Raw genomic sequence first — 17,328 nt, 5'->3', positions numbered from 1 at the left:
GCTGCGGCCGCTGGTCAGCAGCTGGGCGGACGGCGGGCCGCCGCCCTCGGGCACGTCGGCCATGTTGGCCGATCGGGCAAAGCGGATATCACCGGCGAGCAGGGGCATTCAAACCTCCATGAACCTGAAAAATGGGACGTACTTCGTGTCGGCCGTGTGCTCACCGTCTTCCAGCCGCCAGATGGGGGCGGCTTGGAATTCGGTGAGCATCACGGTGCGGGCAGTGCCGCGCAGCACGAGCTCAAACGTGGCGCCGGGGATGGCGGCCCAGGCCTGGAGCTGGTCGCACTGCGCTCGCGTGATCCAGGCGGCGGTGTCGCGGCCGTCCAGGGTGATCTGGCGGCCAGCCAAGCGCTTGCCGACGTGCACGTGCAGTGCGCCATTGGTGCCGGTGCGGGTCTCTGTGACCACGGGCGACCAGGCGTACTCATCGGTCCAGATGAGGCGCTCCGAAAGCGTGACCAACACGCCCGCGCGGGTGAGCGTGATCATTGAGCGACCCCCTTGCCTTCCGCGAGCTCGCGGATAATGGCGTCGCCGTCGAGTTGGCTCTGGCGATCGGCGTATTTCAGAGTACGCCGTTCACCCCGGATCGTTATGTTGGAGACATAGCTGGCGCCACTGCCGGACGCGCCGGACCCGCCACGTGATGCCGATGGCTGCGCGGGCACTGGGTTGGTTGAATTTGCGGGTGCCTGCTTTTTGGTGCGCTCGTAGTCCAGCATCTGCGCGGCTTCATGCTGTCCCGAGCTGTCGAACTTGTAGTACTCCGCCATTTTGCCGAGCGCACCCGCGAGCGTGGAGTACTTGCCGCCCCAGCGCTTCTGTGCCTCGGATGCGATATAGGGTACGGTTCCATCAGGCTGCACGAACTGCTCAGACAAGCGGGCTGCGAGCATCTCGTCGAGCCCCGCCTGCTTGAGGTAGTCAACGATAGTGGAACGTGTCCACATGAACTGCTGCTGCATGTTCCCCTGCTTATCCGATGTGAAGCCATCCTTGTTGCGAAAGCCCTCTCCCACGCGCTCGACACCCTCTGCCAGGCGCTCCAGAGTGCCCGCCTGTTTCACCAGCGAACCCGTCGCATCCTCTGTTTTGCGCTTCAACTCTCCTTGCGCATCGCCAAGCTGGCGCAGCCGACTAGCCGTTTCCTGGGCTATCTGGCCCTCCAGACGCTTGACTTCAGCAGCTTTGATGGCGGCGTCGATCTCCAGCTTCTTCACGCCGTTGTATTCGCCGCTGGCGATCAGCTCGGCCTTCTTGGCCTGGGCGGTCGCAATGGCGGCGTCGGCCTCAGCGCGCTTGGCCTGGGCTGACAGCTCAAGAAGCTGGATCTCCAGGCGGCGAATGTTCTCTTGTGCGCGCATCGCGCCGGTCTCATCGCCACGGGCGCGCGCCACTTCAAGGATCGTGCGTTGCTGCTCTATCGCCAACTGCACGCCTGCTGCCTGCACGTCCAGATCGGCGCGCTGGGCTCGCGCACGCGCGTCGATAGCCTTGAGTTGGTCTTGCACTGCGTCGCGGTACAGCAGCGCGGCCTTGCCGGCCTCGAGCTCGGCCTTGGTGACATCTTCAGTGGTGGCTTTGCCTGCAGCTTTGGCAGCTCGTACCTCTTCCATCTTTGCCTTGGCCTGCTCATAGGCGGCACGCAGTTCGTGCACGCGAGCGCTGTTGTCGCGCTGCGCCTCGGCTTCGGCCTGCGCCGCCACGGCCGACGCTTGTGCGGCACGCGCCTGGGCCATGGCTGCGCCAGCGTCGGCCTCCCGTAGGGCGATCTGCTGGTTCAGATCGTCCAGTTGCTTTTTCTTCTCGGGATTGCTGCGCAGCAGTTCCTCCCCGACCGCCATCAGTGCATCGCGCTCCGCCTTGAGTACGTTCACTTCTGTCTGGCGCTGCAGGGCGACGTTGGCCAGTTGCTGTGCCTGGGTGGCTGCAGCAGCCGCCTGGGCGGCACGCTGCTCGGTCTCGGTGCCCAGTGCCTGGGCCATCGTGACAGCCGCGGCACTTTCTGCGTTCTTCAGCGTGGCGACCTTATCGACCAGGGCTGCTTGGGACTCCAGCTCTTTGTGAACCAAAGCGTAGCTGGTGCGCAAGCCCTCCCACTGCACACTCGCGTTCTGCGCGGCCGCACCCGCTGATGCGGTTTTCTGGCCAACCTCCTGTTGCTTGTCGCCAGCGCGGCCTGCCGATGCAAAAAGGTCTGCATAGCTGTCGTCGATTTCCTGGAGCTTCTTGCTCAGGCGCTCCTGCGCAGCTTCGATGGTGTCATCGGTGAACGCCGCCTTGGTCATCTCCCAACCGGATTGCGCGATCGCCGCAGCCTTGGTGAGACCGGCAGCCAGCGCAATGCCGGCTTGCTCGACCACCTCGAACTCGGAGCGTAGGAACGTGCCGATCTCCCATCCCACCCACGCCGCACCAGCCAGCTTGCCAGCCGTCGCGAGGCCGGCGGCCATCTTTGCGCCAGCGGCCGTAGTCGAGGCCATCAGGGCAGTGGTCTCGGCCGCCGCGATCGAAAGCTGCGCCGTGTAGGCCTTGAGCGCACCGAGCGCTCGCACACCCCAAACGGCCACCATCACATCGCCCGCCACTATCGCCGCAGACACTACGGTGTCCAGGTTGTTGGACAGCTTGTCAATCAACGCCACGATCTTCTGGGTGCTCTGCGTGGCGCGGTTCTGCCAGCTTCATGGTCACCTTCACCTCGGTGACGCGGCGCACCTCACTGCGCGGCGGATGTCGGCCAGGTGGTCGCGGCGCAGCGCGGCGATGCCGTCATTGAGTGCGGTGACCTTTTCGGCCAGCAGCGCACGGGCCTTGGCATACACCTCGGCGTGCTTGTTGATGGATTCGATGGCGGTGGGCATAGGGGCTCCTTCTCGTGTGATCAGCACCGAAAGCCGCGGCTTTGGATGCGCTTGTGGTCATCGGCACCCGCACGGGCCGCAGGCGCCGGGCTGGTGGTCCAGGTGGGCGCGCGCATCACGTCGTACTGCGCGGGTGGCACGGCGCCTGCAAGACGCGGCGTCGGCTGTACCTTGCCGCGAGGGCGGCCGCGGCCAGGGAGTTGCTGGGTGTTCGGGTTCACGGCTGCTCGCCTTTCTTCGCTTGGATGGCTGCGCGCATGGCGCGTACGGTGGGGGACATGCCGGCGGGTGCCGGTGCGGTGGCGGGCCGCGGCGCGGCCGTGGTGCTGGCGGGAGACGTAGCGCCGGTCTGCAGCAACTGGCCCACCTGTGTGGGCGCATCGCTGGAGTGCGCGCGGCCTGCTTGGCGCAAGTCGGCTTCGCGCTGGTGTTCGGCCGCGGCCTCGTGCTTGTCGGCCATGCCGCTCAAGATGGCGTAGAGATAGCCGTGGCCCTTCATGGGCAGCTCCAGACGCCCTGTGGTGCGCGCGTCCAGCATCTGGTCTATCGCCTGAGCCCAGGCCGCGAGCGGCGCCGCCCAGTCCCGGCCTTTCCAGGTGATGGCCTGGCGCTCCAGGTCGGGTAGCAGCTGCAGGATCAGCTTGATCTTCTTGGCGGAGGTGAGGCGCTGCTTCGGAGGAGTGAACAGCCCCACGTATTGCAGGACTCGGGCGCCAAGGGGGATGCTGACGCTGGCCAGGCGGGCCAGGGCGCGCTGGTCCACCTCGTGGGAGAAGGCCACTGCCAGGTCGAACTCCGCGCCGCAGCTGGGGCAGGACAGGTCGCTCACATCAGGCCTTTCGCATGGAGCCAGCCGCTGGCCACAGCCAGAGAGGTGGCAATGGCGAGCAGCAGGGCCACCTCCACCAGCAGCACCAGCCAGCGGGGAATGCGGCCAGCGCGCGGCTGCTGCTCCACTGCGCCTGGCGCGAAGTAAAAGCCACCAGGTGGCAGCTGGTGGCCGCCTCTACGAAGGCAGCCGCCTCATGGGCCTCCACCACCAAGTCGCCATAGCTGGTGCTGATGGTGAAGCCGCGCTCCATGTCCGGGATCTGTTTGGACAGGGCACGAGAGCTGAATGCAGAGCTGGATTCGATGAAGAAAGAACTGCGCGAGCTGCAGGCAAAGCAGTAGCCCCCGCCACTGCGCAAGGAAGCCGTGTGGTGGCCGATAACGATTGTGGAAACAGGAGGAGACTTTGATCAACACGCTGTCCAAGGATGAGCCCCAGCAGTACGTTTGGGAAGCAACCCACCGCATTTACTACAACACAGAGCAGCCTGTCCCAATCAAAGAGGTGATCATTGCGCTGCAGGGACTGGAAGGGATTCTCCGGGTCCTGCCCAAGGCCGTGACGGCGCTTACTGGGATCGATGTTGCCGAAACGCAGTTTCTCGTTCAGAGTATCGAATCGGGTAGCCTACAAGAAGACTTCATCGTGAAGTTCTTTTTTGGTGACAAGGAGAAGTTCGATGAGTTCGCCGAGAAAATGGGAAAGAGCAAAGTGGTGAAAACTGCTGTCATCTCGGCCATCATTGCGGGCATCGTTGCCTATGGCGTTATTAAGGCCACTTCTCCTGGTACGGCTCCAAATATCACAGCAACAAACAGCGTCATCATTCAGGGTGGCGCAGGTTCTTTAAACATTACTCCTGAAGCCTTTGAGGCAGCCATGCGAGGCGCAGTTGGCGACAAAAAGGCAGTGGCCGAAAGCGCGCTGAAACTTATGGCCCCTGCTCGCTCGCAACCTGGTTCTTCGGTGTCTATCAGCCCGGTTGATGCTCCCAGCCTGGGGTTTGAGTTTCCCGCTAAGGCTGTGGCAGAAGTGCCAGCACGCATAGAGTTGGAATCCAACGAGCGCATTGAGGAGTACCAGAACACGCGACTCGCCATCAGGGCTACAAACCTCGACAGCAAGAAGAATGGCTGGGCAGGAAAGCTCGCGTTGCGTGAGGAGCGATTACCTATAGAACTGGATCCGTCGGTTTCAGAAGCGGATATTTTTGGACGGCAAGAGATCATGGTCGATGCGGCATTGGTGTACAAGGAGAAAGGCCGCTCACGTGAACTCAAGCCCGCACGCATCTATGTGAGACGCGTGATCGGGCCGGTAATTTCAAAGAACTAGCTCGCACAAACAATGGCGCGCAGCATTTACTGCTGATCGCGCGCGCACGGCATCCTGCCGTGCATGACTTCCCCTCACGTCCGCACAGGGCACCCCAGCGCAGGGGTGCCCCATGGATAACCGCATCGCCATAGCGGCTCTGGCGCTATCCGCCACCGGGCTGGTCTATATCGCCCAGCGCGAGGGCTACAGCGATCGCGCATACCCCGACCCCGTGCATGGCGCCACGGTGCCCACGGTGGGCTTCGGCTCCACGGCCGGCGTGAAGATGGGCGACAGCACCACGCCCGTGCGCGCGCTGGTGCGGTTGCGCGCCGACGCGAACGAATACGAGGTGGCCTTGAAGCGCTGCCTGGCTGTCCCGCTGCACCAGCGCGAATGGGACGCCTATGTAGGCCTGGCCTACAACGTAGGCGCACCCACGGTGTGCAAGAACAACGACCGCACCGGCCCCAGCACGCTGGTGCAACGCCTGCAGGCCGGTGACTACCCCGGCGCCTGTGACGCAATCTTGCTCTATGACCGCGCCGGGCCGGTGCGCCAGCCGCGGGACCGCTGCAGCCACCCTGACAACCGCACCTGCAGGGGCGTGTGGACCGATCGCAAACACCTGCGTGCCATGTGTCTGGGTGAACCCCTGGAGGCCACGCCATGAGCCTGCGCGTCATAGCTGCCGCGGTACTGACCCTGGCCGTAGTGCTGGGCGTGCGCGCTTGGAACGCGCACCTGATAGCCCTCGGCGACACCCAGGGTGCTGAGCGCGTGCGCGGGGAGTGGCACCTGGCTGAGACCAAGCGACGCGCCGAACAGATGGAAGCTGAGGCCGAAGCCGGGCGGCGCCGCACTCTGGCCGAGACCCTTGCTCGCGAGGATGAGCAGGCCAAGCAGATTCAAGCCGAAAGGATCGCCCGTGAACAAGCACAACGTGAGGGCGCTCTGCGCGCTGCTCTTGGCCGCGCTGACGCTCGCAACCGCAGCCTGCTCGACACCATCGCCGAGCTCAACGCGCAACTCGCCCCTGGTGGCAATGACATGCCCGGCGCCAGTCAGAGTGCCGACACCGCCGCCCTCGTTGATGCAGCCCGCACCGCCCGCGAGCTTCTTGGAAGCTGCAGCCGCCGATATGCAGCAGTGGCAGCAGAGGCTGACCGGCTCGGCACCCAAGTGAGCGGGTTGCAGGACTTTGTGCGCACCGTTGTTCCCAACGCCCAGGAGCCCTTTCCCCATGATCTTTGAGCTGACGATGACCAACGTCATCACGGTAGCCGCCTTGTTCATCGCGGCGCTGTGGGCACTGCTAAGGACATTCGCGTGTACCGCGATCTGCGCAGCGATGCGCACGTGGGCGGCTGCATCCGTCGGCGCAAGGCGGCGGTGAAGTCACTGGAGCGGCGCGTGCTGCGCGACAAGGCCAGCGCGCGCGCCACGCGCCTGGCCAACGACATTTTCAGCGGCCTGGACATGGACCGCCTGTGCAATGAGATTCTGGATGCCGTGCTGTTCGGCTGGCAACCGCTGGAGCTGGAGTGGGGCTGGACGGGCGGTGCGCTGGCGCCGCTGCAGGTGGTGGGCAAACCGGGCGAGTGGTTCATGTTCGACCAGGAGGCGCAGTTGCGCTTCAAGAGCCGTGCGCAACCGTTGACCGGGGAGGCGCTGCCGATCCGCAAATTTCTGCTGGCCAGGCAGGAGCCGAGCTATGCCAACCCCTACGGGTTCGCAGATCTGTCCATGTGCTTCTGGCCCACGGTGTTCAAGCGTGGCGGGCTGAAGTTCTGGGTGACCTTCACCGAGAAGTACGGCACGCCCTGGCTGGTGGCCAAAACGCCGCGTGGCACGCCGCAGCACCAGAACGATGAGCTACTGGACAAGCTGGAGTCGATGATCCAGGACGCGGTGGCGGTGATTCCAGACGATGCCAGCGTGGACACGCTGGAGGCCAGCGACCGCAGTGCGAGCGCGGAGATGTACAAGGAGCTGCTGATGTTCTGCCGCTCGGAGGTAGCGATCGCGCTGCTGGGGCAGAACCAGAGCACCGAGGCCAGCAGCACCCATGCCAGCGCTACGGCCGGTTTGGAAGTGGCCAGGGAGATCCGCGACGGCGACGCGCGCATGGTGGAGGCTACGCTGAACCAACTGCTGCGCTGGGTGGTGGATGTGAACGAAGGCACGGACGCCCCCGCGCCCAAGGTGGAGTTGTACGAGGAGGAGCAGGTCAACAAGGACCAGGCCGACCGGGACGAATCGCTCACGCGCTCGGGCGTCAGGCTCACGCGGCGCTACTGGATGCGCGCCTACAAGCTGGAGGAAGGCGACATCGAGGAGGCGCAGCAGCCCCCTGACGGTGCCATGGTTGCGTTTGCCGAGGCACCGCAGGCCGCCGAGGCAGCCCAGTCGGCGGGCGTGCAGTTGCTGGGCAAAGGCGCCGCGCCCGTGGTGACAGGATGGCTGGCGCAGGTGCGCGACCTGGTGCAGACGCATAGCGATCCGCAGGCTCTGCAGGATGCACTGCTGGATGCTTACAGCGATCTGCCCACCGCTGAGCTGACAGAGCTGATGTCCCTGGCCTTTGAGTTGGCCCACCTGCAGGGGCGCGACCAGGCCGAGCAGGAGGGCGGCCGTGCCTGATGCCAGCACCATAGACGGCGCGCGTCAGCAGTTTGCCGAGCAGATCGATTTCTTCCGACGCAAGCTGAATCTGCCCAGCGAGACCTGGCGCGATATTCAGCGTGCGGCACACGATCGCGCCTTCATGGTGGCGGGTGCCATGAAGGCCGATCTGCTGGCTGACCTGCGCCGCGCCGTTGACCAGGTCGTGCAGGGTGGCTCCCTCGGCGAGTTTCGCAAGCAGTTTGCGGATATCGTGGCCAAGCACGGCTGGACCGGCTGGACTGGCGAGGGCAGCGCGGCCGGCGAGGCGTGGCGCACGCGGGTGATTTACCAGACCAACATGGCCACGGCCTACGCGGCCGGGCGCCGCGCTCAGCTGTTGGACCCGGACTTGCTGCAGCGGCGCCCGTACTGGCGCTATGTGCACAACGACAGCGTCACCCACCCGCGACCGCACCACAAGCAGTGGGGCGACATGCGGCTGACGCTGCGCCACGATCATCCCTTCTGGGAGACCCACTTTCCGCCGAATGGCTGGGGGTGCAAGTGCCGCGTAGTGGCGGTGGCTAAGCCCGGTGAGGGCGATGCCAGCGCGCCGCCGGACGGCTGGGATGCCACCGACCCGCGCACCGGCACTGCGGTGGGCCTGGATGCAGGCTGGGACTATGCGCCTGGCGCGCGGGCCGATGACGAGCTGCGCAGCTTTGTTCAGGACAAGCTGGTCGACTATCCGCCGGCGATCAGCAAGGCGCTTTCCGCCGACGTGAACCGCACCATCGACACCGAGACGCTGGTGCCGGACTTCGTGCGTGAAGTACTCGCCAATCGCCAAAAGCGGGAGCCGCTGTGGCTGGGGTTCGCCGAACGTCCCGACTGGATTCAGGAGGCCACCGGCGTCAACGCGCAGGGATACACGGTGCTTCTGCCGGCTGATGCGCCACGGCATGTGCTGAGTTCTCACGGTTTTGACGGCTCGGGGCAGCGGCCGGCAGTACCGCAGGACTATGCGGTGCTGGAGGAGGTGCTGAACGACCCTGACGCATTGCGGGCCGGCGATCGCTCCAAGAAAGGCAACCCCACGTTGGTCGCCACCAAGGCGATTGACGGCGAGACGTTCAGGACGGTGTGGGAGGTGTTATCGGGCAAGCGCAACCGCTCGCTGCAGCTGCTGAGCCTGGTGATCAAGACACGGGCCCGCCAATGAAAAAGCCTTGTACCCCCGACCATTACGTCCAAGACGAGTCCGGCGTTAACTACCGGGGGCCGATGCTGCACAAGGCTGGACTGATTTTACGCAGGGAGGCACCATGCCGCAAATCATCGAACTGACCAACCGCAGCGGCCTGGACTACCTGCACGGCTTGGTTAAGCGCGGTCAGAACCTGCAGCCGCTGCTGAGGGAAATCGGTGAGGACCAGGCTGAGGTGACAAAGCAGCGGTTTTCTACCGCCACCGGGCCAGACGGCGAGGCCTGGGCACCCAACAGCGCGGTCACGCTGGCGAACTACGGTGCGCTGTTCGCCCGCAAGAAGGACGGATCGCTCACCAAGCGCAGCGAGCAGAAGCTAGCGAGCAAGAAGCCCGGCACCGGCGAGACCCGCATGCTGGCCACCACGATCAACTACCAGCCGCAGGGCGACGACGCGGTGAGCATCGGCAGTCCCATGGTCTATGCCAGCACCTTCCACTACGGCGCCAAGTCGGGGGAATTCGGCTTTGGCATGTACGCCACCCGCAATGGCAGCTTCCCGATCCCTTGGGGTGACATCCCCGCGCGGCCGTTTCTCGGGCTGTCGGCGGATGACCAGACCAACATCGCCCAGTTGGTCCGGGCGTACTTTCTGCAGGAATAGCGCCGATGGCGGGCGGCCTTGTGCCCCGCTGATCTTTCTACACCACCATGCAAAAAGCTACCGTCGGCCGCGTCGTTCATTTCTTTCCGGCCACAACCGATGCCCTGTACCGCAATGGCGAGCCGCTCGCAGCCACCATCGTGCGCGTCTGGTCCAATGACTGTGTCAACCTCGCGCTGTTCGATGGCGAAGCGAATCTGCACAAACGCACCTCGGTGCTGCTCTACCGGGAGGACTATGTACGCCCCGAAGGCGGATACGCTTCTTGGCCTGTCAGAGAAAGCGTGACGCCTGAGACTAAGCTGGATTCGTCCACTGGGGAGCTCCCGCTACCGCTATTCAAAACTGCAACGTTGGCGATCAGCGATGAGATGGTCGGCCGTTTCCTCTCTTGGCCACTGCCGGATGACTTTTCTCCGGACTGCGGCATCACTTTCACCCGCTCGCCCCATGCAGGCATGTCCCCAACGGGCACCAACCTGCTGCACTTCGGTCAGGCCAAGGCGATGCTGGAACACTGCATCAACGGGCCCTCGGCATCGCCTGAACAACCAGCTGCCAGCATGGATCAGGCGACCGAGCAGCGCATCCGAGAGGCCGGCGCTGATGTTGCACCTCGCGTTTCCGCGCAAGAGATCGACGCTCTGTGTGACGACCTGGTGATCCACACGCACCACTTTCCTGGGACCACCACCACGGTCGCAGTGGCCATGCTCCCCGACGGTTTCGTGGTGGCCACCGGCCACTCAGCCTGCATCAGCCCCACGAACTTCAAGCGCCACATCGGTGAGCAGATTGCTTCGGACAACGCACGGGCAGCCGCTCGCGCCAAGCTGTGGGAGTTGGAAGGCTACGTTCTGCGGTCCTCGCTGGTGAGCGCCTTTGCGAGCGCGGCGGCGGTATCATGAACACGGCGGATTGATCCACGCATGCAAAAGCAAAAGGGCGCCAAAACGGCGCCCTTTTTCATCCCTGCCCATAGTTTCGCGTTAGGAAAGAGATTTTCATTAGGCCATCCCGTTTCTTCCCTAGTCCGCCCCGATCTTCCCGATTTATCGCGCCTCCCACTCTTCCTTTATCTCACTCCCGTTCAACAGGGAAAAAGCGCGGTGACGGACAATGGCGCCTGCCCCGACGCACAAAAGTGTGCCGCGGGCGCGCCGCGCGCATCATCCCAGATTCGCACCTGCCCGGCTTTGTTCAGCACCGCATTCCCGTGTCCCACCACCGCCCCATCCGTCCCGAAGACCGCCACCAGTTCGACGCCCTCATCGACGCGCGCTCGCCCGCCGAATACGCCGAGGACCACATCCCCGGCGCGATCAACTGCCCGGTGCTGAACGACGAGGAGCGCGCCATCGTCGGCACCATCTACGTGCAGCAAAGCGCCTTCGAGGCGCGCCGCGTGGGCGGGGCCATGGTGGCGGCCAACCTGGCGCACCACCTGCGCACGCATTTCGCCGACAAGCCTGCGCACTGGCGCCCGCTGGTCTACTGCTGGCGCGGCGGCATGCGCAGCGGCTCCATGGTGCAGTGGATGCGCCTGGTGGGCTGGGACGCGCAGCAGCTCGCCGGCGGCTACAAGTCCTTTCGCCGCCATGTGATGACGCAGATCGAGACCCTGGTGCCGCAGCTGGAGCTGCGCGTGCTGGTGGGCGCCACCGGCAGTGCCAAGACGCGCGTGCTGCAGCAGCTGGCCGGCATGGGCGCGCAGGTGCTGGACCTGGAGCACTACGCCCGCCACAAGGGCTCACTGCTCGGCGCGCTGCCGGGCGTGCCCCAGCCATCGCAGAAAAATTTCGAGACACAGATCGCCACCGCACTGGAGGCGCTGGACCTGTCCCGCCCCGTGTATGTGGAGGGTGAGAGCGCGCGCATCGGCCGCCTCACGGTGCCGGTGCCGCTGGTGCAACGCCTGCGCGCCGCCGCGTGCATCGAGATCGAAGCCACGCCCGAAGAGCGCCTGGCCTACCTGCTGCGCGACTACGCTTACCTGGGCGACGACCCCGATGCACTGGCCAAGCGCCTGGGCACGCTCACCGAGCTGCAGGGCAAGGAAGTCGTGCAGCGCTGGCAAGCCTGGGCCCGGGCGGGGGAGCTGTCCGCGCTGTTCGCCGAGCTGATGCTGCTGCACTACGACCCGCATTACGGACGCTCGCAGGCGCGCAACTTCACGCACTGGGAGACACGCCAGCGCGTGGGCGCGCCGGACCTGTCGCCCGAGGGCATCGCCGGTGTGGCGCAGGCCGTGCTGGCGCTGGAATAGTTCGGCGTCAAATCAGGCTGTAGCGCTTTATGGATAAGCGCAAATAGCTATCATTTTTGAAACCCTCTCGCGCAGATGAAATCCCGGCGATTCGTGCGGGAACACGCCGCCTTCGGCTAGGCTCAAACCCACCTCATTCCTCAAGGACTCCTTTGTGAAACTGAAGATGGCCCCGAACTCGGGCTTCGCAATCCTGCTGCGCTCGCCCTGGTGGGTGAGCTTTGCCATCGCCGCCGCCATCGTGCTCGTCTGCGGCGCGCTGCTGCCGAGGGACATCGCCCCGTTCGCCGCCATGGGCGCGCTGCCGATCGGCGTGATCGGCTGCATCGCCGCGTGGCGCCAGTGGCGCGCCCCCAGCGCCGCGCGCGTTCAGGGTGCCCTGCAGGCCGCTGCCGCCATGCCGTGGAAGGATTTCGCCAACACGCTGGAGCGCGCATGGCGCACCGAGGGGCACGAGGTGCAACGCCTGACCGGCCTGCACGCGGACTTGCGCATCACGCGGGGCGACCGCGCGGTGCTGGTGGCCGCACGCCGCTGGAAGGCCGCCACCCATGGTGTGGAACCCCTGCGTGAACTGCACGCCCAAGCGCAGCAGCAAGGCGCGCAGGCCGTGTACGTGGCGCTGACCGGCACCGTGAGCGAGACCGCACGCAGCTTTGCGCGCGAACATGGCGTGGTGCTGCTGGAGGGCGATGCCCTGGCTGCCCTGCTGCTCAAGGCCACGCCCGCAGGTTAAAAAAACGCAACCCAAGCCGCGTGGCTCCATGACCCACTCCCCTGCCCCTGCGCACACCGGCCTGGTGCTGATGGGCGGCGGTGCGCGCGCCGCCTACCAGGTGGGCGTGCTGCAGGCGATTGCCGACCTGCGGCTGGCTTGCGGCGAGCGGCGCGGGCCGGGGCCATTCGGCATCCTCACCGGCACCTCGGCCGGCGCCATCAACGCGGCGGCCCTGGCCTGTGGCGCGGACCAGTTCGACCGCACGGTGCGGCGCCTGGCGCGCGTGTGGACCCAGTTCCATGCCCGACAGGTGTACCGCGCCGACTCCCTGAGCGTGATGCGCAGCGGCGCGCGCTGGCTCACGCTGCTGTCGCTGGGCTGGGCTCTCACCCGCTGGAGCCGCATGCGCCCGCACTCGCTGCTGGACAACGCGCCGCTCGCGCAGCTGCTGGACCAGTTGGTGCCGCTGGCGCGCGTGCCGCGGCTGATCCGCGCGGGCCATCTGCGCGCCCTGGCGGTGACCGCGTCCAGCTACAGCTCGGGCCAGCACGTGGCGTTCTTTGACGCCGGAGACGCCCAGGAGCCCTGGGTACGCTCATTGCGCAAATCCGCGCGCGGCCCCATCACGCGCAATCACCTGCTGGCCTCGTCGGCCATTCCGTTCATGTTCCCGGCAGCGCCACTGGCCATCGACGGGCACACCGAATACTTCGGCGACGGCTCCATGCGCCAGACCGCGCCGCTGGCGCCCGCCATCCACCTGGGTGCGCAGCGCCTGCTGGTGGTGGGCACCAGCCGCACCTATGAGCCGCCGCGCCCCTGCATGGCTGGCACGCAGCAGCCCTACCCGGCGCTGGCCCAGGTGGCGGGCCACACGCTGTCCAACATCTTTCTGGATGCGCTGTCGGTGGATATCGAGCGCGCTCAGCGCATCAACCAGACGCTGGCGCTGATTCCGCCCGAGGCCCGCAGCCACAGCCCGCTGCGGCCGCTGGAGCTGCTGGTGTTCGCCCCCTCGCGCAACCTGGACGAGATGGCGGCGCGGCATGTGTGCGATCTGCCGGGGACCATTCGCACCCTGCTCAGCGCGCTGGGCGTGCGCGCCGACCGGCCTGACGCGGGCACCGGCGCGCTGGCCAGCTACTTGCTGTTCGAACGCGGCTACACGCGCGAGCTCATGGCGCTGGGCCACGGGGACGCACTGGCGCGGCGCAGCGAGATCTGCGCCTTCTTCGGCTGGCAGGACCACGGCAATCCCGTGCGGGCGCCGCGGAACTGACACGCCCTAAAATCGAGGGTTGCGCCTCGAAACCCGAGGCGACTGGAGAGCCGCCCCCGATGACCGCACGCAAGATCTTCGTCACCACCGCCCTGCCGTATGCCAACGGCAATTTCCACATCGGCCACATCATGGAGTACATCCAGGCCGACACCTGGGTGCGCGCGCAGCGCATGCAGGGCAACGCGGTCAATTTCGTCGGCGCGGACGACGCCCATGGCGCGCCCATCATGATTGCCGCCGAGAAGGCGGGTAAGACGCCCCAGCAGTTCGTGGCCGACATCGCCGCCGGACGCAAGCAATACCTGGATGGCTTTCACATCGCCTTCGACAACTGGAGCAACACCGACAGCCCGGAGAACCACGAGCTGTCCCAGCAGATCTACCTGGACCTGAAGGCCGCCGGCTTCATTGAGACGCGCACCATCGAGCAGTTCTTCGACCCGGAGAAGAACATGTTCCTGCCCGACCGCTTCATCAAGGGCGAGTGCCCGCGCTGCCATGCCAAGGACCAGTACGGCGACAACTGCGAGGTCTGCAGCTCGGTCTACGCGCCCACCGACCTGATCAACCCCTACTCGGCGCTGTCGGGCGCCAAGCCGGTGCTCAAGACCTCCGAGCACTTCTTCTTCAAGCTCTCCGACCCACGCGCGGTGGAGTTCCTGACCGAGTGGACGCAGAACGGCCAGCATGTGCAGCCCGAGGTGGCCGCCAAGATCAAGGAATGGTTCGGCACGCGCACTAATCCCGACGGCACGACCAGCGAAGGTCTGGACGACTGGGACATCTCCCGCGACGCCCCCTATTTCGGCATCGAGATCCCCGATGCGCCGGGCAAGTACTTCTACGTGTGGCTGGACGCCCCCGTGGGCTACCTGGCCTCGCTCAAGAACCTCTTGAACAAGCGCGGCGAGGACTACGACGCCTACATGGCCGACCCGCAGCTGGAGCAGTACCACTTCATCGGCAAGGACATCATCACCTTCCACACGCTGTTCTGGCCCGCCATGCTGAAGTTCAGCGGCCGCAAGACGCCCACGAAGATCTGCGTGCACGGCTTCATGACCGTGAACAACGGCGAGAAGATGAGCAAAAGCCGCGGCACGGGGTTGGACCCGCTCAAGTACCTGGCCCTGGGCATGAACCCCGAGTGGCTGCGCTACTACCTGGGCGCCAAGCTCAACGGCAAGAACGAAGACATCGACTTCAATCCCGAAGACTTCATGGCCCGCGTGAATTCCGACCTGATCGGCAAGTACGTGAACATCGCCAGCCGTGCCGCGGGCTTCATCTTCAAGCGCTTCGGCGGCAAGCTGGGCGAAGTCAGCGCCGATGGCCAGGCGCTGCTGGCGCAGCTGCGCGAGCAGGCCGGTCCCATCGTTGCGGCCTACGAGGCGCGCGACACGGCCCGCGCCGTGCGCGAGACCATGCTGCTGTGCGACCGCGTGAACAGCTACGTGGACGCCAACAAGCCCTGGGAGCTGGCCAAGCAGGAGGGCATGGAGGCGCGCCTGCAGGACGTCTGCACCACCTGCATCGAGGCCTTCCGCATCCTGACGATCTACCTCAAGCCCATCCTGCCGCAGGTGGCGGCCGAGGTGGCGCGCTTTCTCATCGTGCCGCCCGAGCAGTTTGCCGAAGTGGCCCAGCCCCTGGGCGCCGGCCACCAGATCGGCCAGTACCAGCACCTGATGCAGCGCGTGACGCAGGAGCAACTGGACGCGCTGTTCGAGCCGCCGGCTCCCGCAGTCGAAAAGGTCATCCCTGGCGGAGAGGAAATCGCCCCGACGATCACCATCGACGACTTCGCCAAGGTGGACCTGCGCATCGCGAAGATCGTGAAATGCGAGGCCGTGGAAGGCTCCACCAAGCTGCTGCGCCTGACACTGGATGTGGGCGAAGGGCAGACACGCAACGTCTTCAGCGGCATCGCCAGCATGTACAAGCCCGAGGACCTGCAGGGCAAGCTCACGGTGATGGTGGCCAATCTGGCGCCGCGCAAGATGAAGTTCGGCCTGAGCGAGGGCATGGTGCTGGCCGCCAGCCACGCCGACGAGAAGGCGCACCCCGGCATCTTCGTACTGGAGCCCTTCCCCGGCGCGCAGCCGGGCATGCGCATCCACTGATGGCCCGCCCCGGGCGATCACGCCAGCCCCTGCGCCTTGCGGCTGCAGGGGTTTTTTTGTGCGCCTTGCTTTCGGGGTGCACGGTGGTGGCGGTGGGTGCAGCCGCCGTCAGTGTCACGGCGACCGCCGTGGGGCTGGCGGCCGACGCCGCCGTGGGCACGGCCAAGGTTGTCGGTAAAGGCGTGGGCAAGGCCTATGACGCGATGACCGAAGACGAAGAAGACCACAGCGGCATCACCATCCGCTACCGCGAAGGCGGCGCACCGCAGCCGCTGCCGGATGCCCCGCCGCAGGAGCAGGCGGCACCCACGCCTGAGGCGCTGCCGTAGCCGCTGCGCGCGTTGCCTGGCGGCACCCGCCACAGGACGTACGCATGGTCACGCCGAGGGTTCGCCCGGTGGCCGCGCGGCCTGCCGCCACTGCCCCGGTGTGCAGCCTGTCCAGCGGCGAAAGGCCCGGTTGAACACGCTGGGCTCCGCGAACCCCAGCGACTGGCTGATCTCGCCCAGCGGGCGGTCCGCCTGCGCCAGCGCGTGCAGTGCGGCCTGGTGCCGCGCCGCGTCCAGTACGGCGGTGTAGCTCAAGCCCAGCGCCTGCATGCGTCGCGCCAGGGTGCGCTCGCTCAGTCCCAGCGCTGCCGCGGCCTGGGCGCGCTCGGGGGCCTTGCCTTGCAGCGGCGCTTGCAATTGATCGGCCATCCATGCGTGCAGCGCCTGTGCAAGGTCGGCCGGCGCTGACAGTGCCGCCAGCCGTGTCGTCGCATGTTCGCGGTGCAGGCGCGCGAGCTGCTCGTCGGCCTGGGGCAGCGGCGCGTCCAGCAGCGCGTTGTCCAGCAGCACGCCGCTGAAGGCCTGCTCGAATTCCACGGCGCAGCCGAAGGCCTCGCGGTAGCCCGCCAGCGGCCCGATGCGTGCCTGGCTGAACTGCACCTGCCGCGGACGCACCACCTGTCCCGTGACCCAGCGCGCAAACGCCACGACCGCGGCCAGCACCGCCTCGATCTGGTGCGGGCTGAATGCCAGCGCGCCCTGGCGCGGGTGGTACACCACCCAGCTGGCGGTTTCGCCCGCAATCATCTGGAAACGCCCGCCGTCGCTGATGAGGCGCTGGTACTGCTGGACCGCGGCAATGGCCGCGCGCAGGCTGGGCGCGGACTGCAGCAGGTAGCTCACCACATTGAAACTGCCCGGCCCCACCTGTGCCCCCACCTTGAGGCCAAAACCCGAATCCTGCGTGCAGTGCACGGCCGCGCGCCACAGCCGCGTGATGTGGTCAATGGGCCAGCGCTCGTGCGCCAGCTCGGCCGGTGCGATGCCCGCCCGCGCCAGCAGGCGCTCGCGCGCCACGCCCGCGCGCTCGGCGGCGGCCAGCACGGTGTTCACCCAACTCATCGAAACGCTGGCCTGCAAGGTCAATTTCTATGGCCTCCAAAGTCTATGCCGCGC

Annotated in this window: 19 protein-coding genes; 12 read left to right on the top strand and 7 right to left on the bottom strand. The window is 66.1% G+C overall.

The window, feature by feature from the left end:
- Positions 1-108: 108 nt before the first annotated feature.
- Genes AC1PPL_RS17855 through AC1PPL_RS17830 form a run of 6 tightly spaced genes read right to left on the bottom strand, consistent with a single transcriptional unit; the run spans position 109 to position 3,824 of the window.
- A complete protein-coding gene (locus AC1PPL_RS17855; protein WP_479973825.1) occupies positions 109-492 on the bottom strand; it encodes a hypothetical protein in 384 nt (127 codons plus the stop codon).
- The gene (locus tag AC1PPL_RS17850; protein ID WP_479973824.1) at positions 489-2,648 is read right to left on the bottom strand and encodes a hypothetical protein; all 2,160 of its coding nucleotides are present in this window, start codon (positions 2,646-2,648) and stop codon (positions 489-491) included. The genes AC1PPL_RS17855 and AC1PPL_RS17850 overlap by 4 nt, the downstream gene beginning before the upstream one ends.
- A gap of 51 nt (positions 2,649-2,699) precedes the next feature.
- Positions 2,700-2,867, bottom strand: coding sequence for a hypothetical protein (locus AC1PPL_RS17845; protein ID WP_479973823.1), 168 nt, complete (start codon positions 2,865-2,867; stop codon positions 2,700-2,702).
- A 20-nt stretch (positions 2,868-2,887) separates the two neighbouring features.
- Positions 2,888-3,088, bottom strand: a complete 201-nt coding sequence (locus tag AC1PPL_RS17840) for a hypothetical protein (protein WP_479973822.1) — start codon at positions 3,086-3,088, stop codon at positions 2,888-2,890.
- Entirely contained in the window at positions 3,085-3,696 is a 612-nt protein-coding gene (locus AC1PPL_RS17835) for a hypothetical protein (protein ID WP_479973821.1), read from the bottom strand. The genes AC1PPL_RS17840 and AC1PPL_RS17835 overlap by 4 nt, the downstream gene beginning before the upstream one ends.
- Complete coding sequence (locus tag AC1PPL_RS17830) at positions 3,693-3,824, bottom strand: hypothetical protein (RefSeq protein WP_479973820.1); 132 nt, start codon at positions 3,822-3,824, stop codon at positions 3,693-3,695. The genes AC1PPL_RS17835 and AC1PPL_RS17830 overlap by 4 nt, the downstream gene beginning before the upstream one ends.
- Before the next feature lie 280 nt (positions 3,825-4,104).
- On the opposite strand from AC1PPL_RS17830, the gene AC1PPL_RS17825 reads away from it, so the two are divergent.
- The 12 genes from AC1PPL_RS17825 to AC1PPL_RS17770 all read left to right on the top strand — a co-directional run bounded on the left by AC1PPL_RS17825 (position 4,105) and on the right by AC1PPL_RS17770 (position 16,212).
- Complete coding sequence (locus AC1PPL_RS17825; RefSeq protein ID WP_479973819.1) at positions 4,105-5,034, top strand: hypothetical protein; 930 nt, start codon at positions 4,105-4,107, stop codon at positions 5,032-5,034.
- A 112-nt stretch (positions 5,035-5,146) separates the two neighbouring features.
- On the top strand, positions 5,147-5,689 hold the full coding sequence (locus AC1PPL_RS17820) for a lysozyme (protein ID WP_479973818.1): 543 nt from the start codon (positions 5,147-5,149) through the stop codon (positions 5,687-5,689).
- Positions 5,686-6,270, top strand: a complete 585-nt coding sequence (locus tag AC1PPL_RS17815) for a DUF2514 domain-containing protein (RefSeq protein ID WP_479973817.1) — start codon at positions 5,686-5,688, stop codon at positions 6,268-6,270. The genes AC1PPL_RS17820 and AC1PPL_RS17815 overlap by 4 nt, the downstream gene beginning before the upstream one ends.
- Before the next feature lie 75 nt (positions 6,271-6,345).
- The gene (locus AC1PPL_RS17810; RefSeq protein ID WP_479973816.1) at positions 6,346-7,659 is read left to right on the top strand and encodes a DUF935 domain-containing protein; all 1,314 of its coding nucleotides are present in this window, start codon (positions 6,346-6,348) and stop codon (positions 7,657-7,659) included.
- Positions 7,652-8,845, top strand: coding sequence for a phage minor head protein (locus AC1PPL_RS17805; protein WP_479973815.1), 1,194 nt, complete (start codon positions 7,652-7,654; stop codon positions 8,843-8,845). Before AC1PPL_RS17810 ends, AC1PPL_RS17805 begins: the two co-directional genes overlap by 8 nt.
- 103 nt (positions 8,846-8,948) lie before the next feature.
- Positions 8,949-9,494 (top strand): phage virion morphogenesis protein, encoded by a 546-nt coding sequence (locus AC1PPL_RS17800; protein ID WP_479973814.1) that lies wholly within the window; start codon positions 8,949-8,951, stop codon positions 9,492-9,494.
- A 47-nt stretch (positions 9,495-9,541) separates the two neighbouring features.
- Positions 9,542-10,402 carry a Gp49 family protein gene (locus tag AC1PPL_RS17795; RefSeq protein WP_479973813.1) on the top strand — a complete coding sequence of 287 codons (861 nt, stop codon included), beginning with the start codon at positions 9,542-9,544 and terminating at the stop codon, positions 10,400-10,402.
- 308 nt (positions 10,403-10,710) lie between these two features.
- Entirely contained in the window at positions 10,711-11,760 is a 1,050-nt protein-coding gene (gene mnmH, locus AC1PPL_RS17790; protein ID WP_015914119.1) for a tRNA 2-selenouridine(34) synthase MnmH, read from the top strand.
- 166 nt (positions 11,761-11,926) lie between these two features.
- A complete protein-coding gene (locus AC1PPL_RS17785; protein WP_479973826.1) occupies positions 11,927-12,496 on the top strand; it encodes a restriction endonuclease in 570 nt (189 codons plus the stop codon).
- A 28-nt stretch (positions 12,497-12,524) separates the two neighbouring features.
- Entirely contained in the window at positions 12,525-13,757 is a 1,233-nt protein-coding gene (locus tag AC1PPL_RS17780; protein ID WP_287806000.1) for a patatin-like phospholipase family protein, read from the top strand.
- Positions 13,758-13,816: 59 nt separating this feature from the next.
- Complete coding sequence (gene metG / locus AC1PPL_RS17775) at positions 13,817-15,883, top strand: methionine--tRNA ligase (RefSeq protein WP_172208278.1); 2,067 nt, start codon at positions 13,817-13,819, stop codon at positions 15,881-15,883.
- 86 nt (positions 15,884-15,969) lie between these two features.
- Positions 15,970-16,212 carry a hypothetical protein gene (locus AC1PPL_RS17770; protein WP_479973812.1) on the top strand — a complete coding sequence of 81 codons (243 nt, stop codon included), beginning with the start codon at positions 15,970-15,972 and terminating at the stop codon, positions 16,210-16,212.
- Positions 16,213-16,260: 48 nt separating this feature from the next.
- Here AC1PPL_RS17770 and AC1PPL_RS17765 read toward each other — a convergent pair whose 3' ends face one another.
- Positions 16,261-17,274 (bottom strand): AraC family transcriptional regulator, encoded by a 1,014-nt coding sequence (locus AC1PPL_RS17765; protein ID WP_479973811.1) that lies wholly within the window; start codon positions 17,272-17,274, stop codon positions 16,261-16,263.
- Between the last annotated feature and the right edge of the window lie 54 nt (positions 17,275-17,328).

The sequence above is a fragment of the Diaphorobacter sp. B2A2W2 genome (assembly GCF_056730635.1).
The sequence above is the reverse complement of the archived record's forward strand: the minus strand, read 5'-3'. Positions and strand labels throughout refer to the sequence as shown.